This window comes from Photorhabdus sp. RM96S (genome assembly GCF_042879335.1).
Classification (GTDB): Bacteria; Pseudomonadota; Gammaproteobacteria; order Enterobacterales; family Enterobacteriaceae; genus Photorhabdus; species Photorhabdus kayaii.
Genome location: NZ_JBHFKT010000087.1, coordinates 1 through 3,647 on the forward strand (window position 1 = coordinate 1; position 3,647 = coordinate 3,647).

Below are 3,647 nucleotides of genomic sequence, written 5' to 3' on the forward strand. Positions count from 1 at the left end.
GGAAAGTTGCGTATCGCGGCCCGCCACGACATCACTGCCGTGAAGGTTGAGCTGTTTTCCGGCGCTGAATGTCACACTGCCCTGGCTGCTGCCTACCGTGCTGCCTTTGTTAAGGTTACTGTCGATATCGGTGGTGGATTTTTGGCTGGCTTTGCCGATGGTGAAGCCGATACCGCCGGTCCCCATCAGACCGGATTTTTTCTCTTGCTTGAAGTGCGTTTCATGACGGGCTTCATCAGCGGTGGTGATGGTGAGCTGATTGCCTGCGGCCAGATTAACATCCTGAGTGCCGGCTACGTTGCTGCCGATGATGTTGAGGTCATTCCCGGTTTGTAGGGTTACGCTGTCGCCGCTGAGCGTGGTGCTCTGCGCCCGGCGTTCATGCACCTCATCGTGGGTTTCGACAGAGGATTTGGAGAGTAAGCCTTTACTGGTCTGCTTGCTGTGTTCTACCAGGTCTGATGAAGCGGTACCCACTTAAAATGTGAGCAAACGCTTATACTGTAATTCTTCATACAGAACTTCCCCCTACTTGTTGGGTGTCCAACTTTCGGGGGCAGTTCACTCAGGCTGGGATCTTGATGTTAATAAGGCATTTTGGCTAGTAGAGTACGTACCTTGTCTTCATCTTCGGGGTGTAATTGGAGATATTTTTCACATGCCAGTCTTACATACTCAAAACCGACAGATTCAGGCACTATAATTTCTCCCTCCCATACACCAAACATAATTCCGTCAAAGTGATATTCAGGATCTGGATCTTCTAAGTCTGGAAAATGGCAGTATGTTTCATTAATAACAAAACCACATCTATTAATGATCTTTTCCACACACTCTATTAGCCTTTCTGATAGATTAATTGAGTTAAGAAAATCCTTTATGACCCATTTAGGGTCATTATCATAGTCTATCTTTTCAAAGAGATATTCATTCATCATTTCGTCACTGGGAAAAAATTAGTCACTGTTCCTGTTTTTTGGTCTAAATAAACTTGGAACTTAACACCATTTGCGGTTGCCATATACTCTCTTTTACCTGAAGCAATTGCATCGCGGTAACCGTTAGCTGCTGCTTTCTGCCCCAATTCTAATATCCTTTTATCACTAAACACTTTTGGATCATAAACTGTTTTTTCGAGGACTTCCTTTTTATACCCGCCATCAAAATTACCTGCCCTGTTTTTAGTTGGTACTTGATATTTAATATGCGTAATGCCATTCACTGTTCCAGGAGTTTGTGACACTATTTTCACTCCATTGTCAGAAGCTGCCTTATGAAAAGCATCTGCATTGTGTGCTCCTGAAATCCCTTTTTTCTGGTTATAACCATCAAGAGTTGCTAAATGCTTAGGTTGTTCTATCTTAAAGTTTATTCCCTCTGGATAGTTCGTTTTTCCTTCGGCTTTAGGTACAGGCTTCCCATCATACTTACCAACTGGGTGTTCAACATTCGTCACCGTGCCCTGATTCTTCTGACTGTATTGCCCTTCACTGGCTTTCCAATTAGTGCCTTGGCTATTTGCCGTGACTTTAGAAGATGATGGTGAGGACTTCGCTCCTCTGGTTCCCTCAACCACAATCGGTAATGTCATCGCCATCGCAGCGGCAGTCTTCTTACTTATGCCCATTGCTTCAAAGCGTTTTGTCCAGCCGAGTTCGCCCACCTTGCCTGTGGCAGCCTGACCTAACGTATTCACCGCCGACAGGTAATTTCTGAACTCAACCGGCAATGTGCCATCCCGGCCCATATTTTTGAGGGTACGTTCAAACACCGGCCACTGATCAACCAGATAACCATACTTCTGCGCGCACTGGTTCGGGTTGCTGTTACAGGAGTCCATCATTTCCTGCTGATTACGGATATTGGTATCAACCATCTCCTTGATCACTTGTTTGCAGCTTTCGCCTTCACAGGTTCGGGCCTGATGCGCGAAGCGATCCAGCTCACTCATAAAGGGAAGAACCCAGCGCTCAGGCTGGGCTCTTCCTTGATACTCAAGCCTGATAATCCTCATATTCCCAGGCAAATACACGGGAAAGCTTTTGGGCTATCTCCACCCAGTCATTACCTTCACACTGTTCAATATAATCCGTGATGGTCTTTTGGATTTCAGCCAGATCATATTTACGCACTAGAAGCATATGCCGCATTAATTCTGGCTCCCATTTATGTGTACAAAGCCATTCAGGAGTGCATATTTGCACTTGAAAATAATCAGCACCTTCTTCATCATGAACACCAATTGATAACTCAATCCATAAAGAAAAATTATCATTCTCCAGAGGTGCAAATTCTTCTAGTAAAAAATGATCCGACCATAATGCTTTTAAATTCGCTTTCATTTGGTGACGTTTAAATGACCATTGCTGATCACATTTCCTGATTTATCGAATAGTTGGAAGTTTGCCTGTACTCCAGTAACTGCGAACTGACTTTTCTTATTTGTTGGAGGACGATATAAGCGCACTCCATCTGCACTGATCCAACAACCGGGACATTTAGCTTGGTTATCGACTAATTTTCCTCCATCACCAACCCAAATTTTACCTAATCGATCAGCATCCGCCGCAGTTCCCATTCCTACAGAGAAATTAGGATTAGTTGAACCACTGCCTTTTACCGCTGCTGCCAACCTTGAGTCCTGTTTTGCAATATTATCCAGATTTTGCTGAACCAGATCTGCTTTTAACTTCGGATAAGTGGCGATATTCTCGGCACCACTTGTCGTTTTGTTTGCACTGGCTACTGCTGACTCAAGTTTATTGGTGCCAGAAACAGCTGATGACACAGTGGGAACTTTCTTACCAGGGATCAAGGCGCTAGCAATGGCTGCACCCAGTTTTTCTGAAGCTAACTGATCACCTTCCCCCGCTTTTTTAGCAGTTTCCTTGATGGCCTGCCAACTTTCACCCGTCATCAGTGATTTCACACTACCCGCGACAGCCTGATTTTTACCCTCTAGATCATTAAGGGCACGCTGGCAATAATTATCCCCAATAGCACAAGATGTAATAGCGGCTGCACCGTCAAAAAGGTAATCAGCGCCCGTAAGAGCAAAGTCACCGGCATCATTGAGGGCACCTAAAACACTATTCACAGCCGTTGAAGTTTTACCTTCACCAAGTTTTTCCCTAACCTGATTTTTCCACCATTCGGTACTTTGTTTGACTGATTCTCTGGCCTTGTCACCGGACAAGGAGTTATTCTCCACAACAACGCATTCCATTGCAAAGTTGACCGCCGGACGCCGATTTTCCTAATGCCCTCAGTCAGTTACACCCCATTTTTCCAATGTGCGTTCACCGCCGAACCCAAAACTCCCTGACGCGCTTTTCGTACCCGAAGGCCGGTTTTTCCCGCCGTGCCATTGTCAGTGTAGCGCCTTTTTCGGCAACGGGCGAACGGCGCCCAACTTGTTTGGGCGGCGGGTGCCCGTTCTGCGGGCGCGGGCGGCAGAGAGCCCGCAAGCGGCGCCCCTGCGACGCTCTGAGGCATGGGCGTTTCAGACCAGGCTCGGCTTTGCATGACCTCGCTGGGTTCAGGGAAGCCCCCGGGGGCTGCACCTGTCTCTTGATCAGATCTCCAAATCAACTGATTTAGCCAGCAAATAGCCGTCTATCAGGGTTTGCAGCCGAAACCAACCTTCC

Annotated in this window: 5 protein-coding genes; all 5 read right to left on the reverse strand. The window is 46.6% G+C overall.

The annotated features are described in order from the left end of the window. Nucleotides 1–477, reverse strand: a 477-nt coding sequence (locus ACGF49_RS24095) for a hemagglutinin repeat-containing protein (protein WP_387493177.1), incomplete at its 3' end; no start/stop codon positions are given. A 107-nt stretch (nucleotides 478–584) separates the two neighbouring features. Continuing rightward, the gene (gene cdiI, locus ACGF49_RS24100) at nucleotides 585–938 is read right to left on the reverse strand and encodes a ribonuclease toxin immunity protein CdiI (protein WP_271859824.1); all 354 of its coding nucleotides are present in this window, start codon (nucleotides 936–938) and stop codon (nucleotides 585–587) included. Continuing rightward, complete coding sequence (locus ACGF49_RS24105) at nucleotides 935–1,951, reverse strand: CdiA family toxin C-terminal domain-containing protein (RefSeq protein ID WP_271859823.1); 1,017 nt, start codon at nucleotides 1,949–1,951, stop codon at nucleotides 935–937. The genes cdiI and ACGF49_RS24105 overlap by 4 nt, the downstream gene beginning before the upstream one ends. A 43-nt stretch (nucleotides 1,952–1,994) precedes the next feature. Next, nucleotides 1,995–2,342 (reverse strand): immunity 8 family protein, encoded by a 348-nt coding sequence (locus tag ACGF49_RS24110; RefSeq protein ID WP_271859822.1) that lies wholly within the window; start codon nucleotides 2,340–2,342, stop codon nucleotides 1,995–1,997. Next, nucleotides 2,339–3,211, reverse strand: coding sequence for a hypothetical protein (locus ACGF49_RS24115; protein ID WP_271859821.1), 873 nt, complete (start codon nucleotides 3,209–3,211; stop codon nucleotides 2,339–2,341). The genes ACGF49_RS24110 and ACGF49_RS24115 overlap by 4 nt, the downstream gene beginning before the upstream one ends. Nucleotides 3,212–3,647 lie beyond the last annotated feature (436 nt).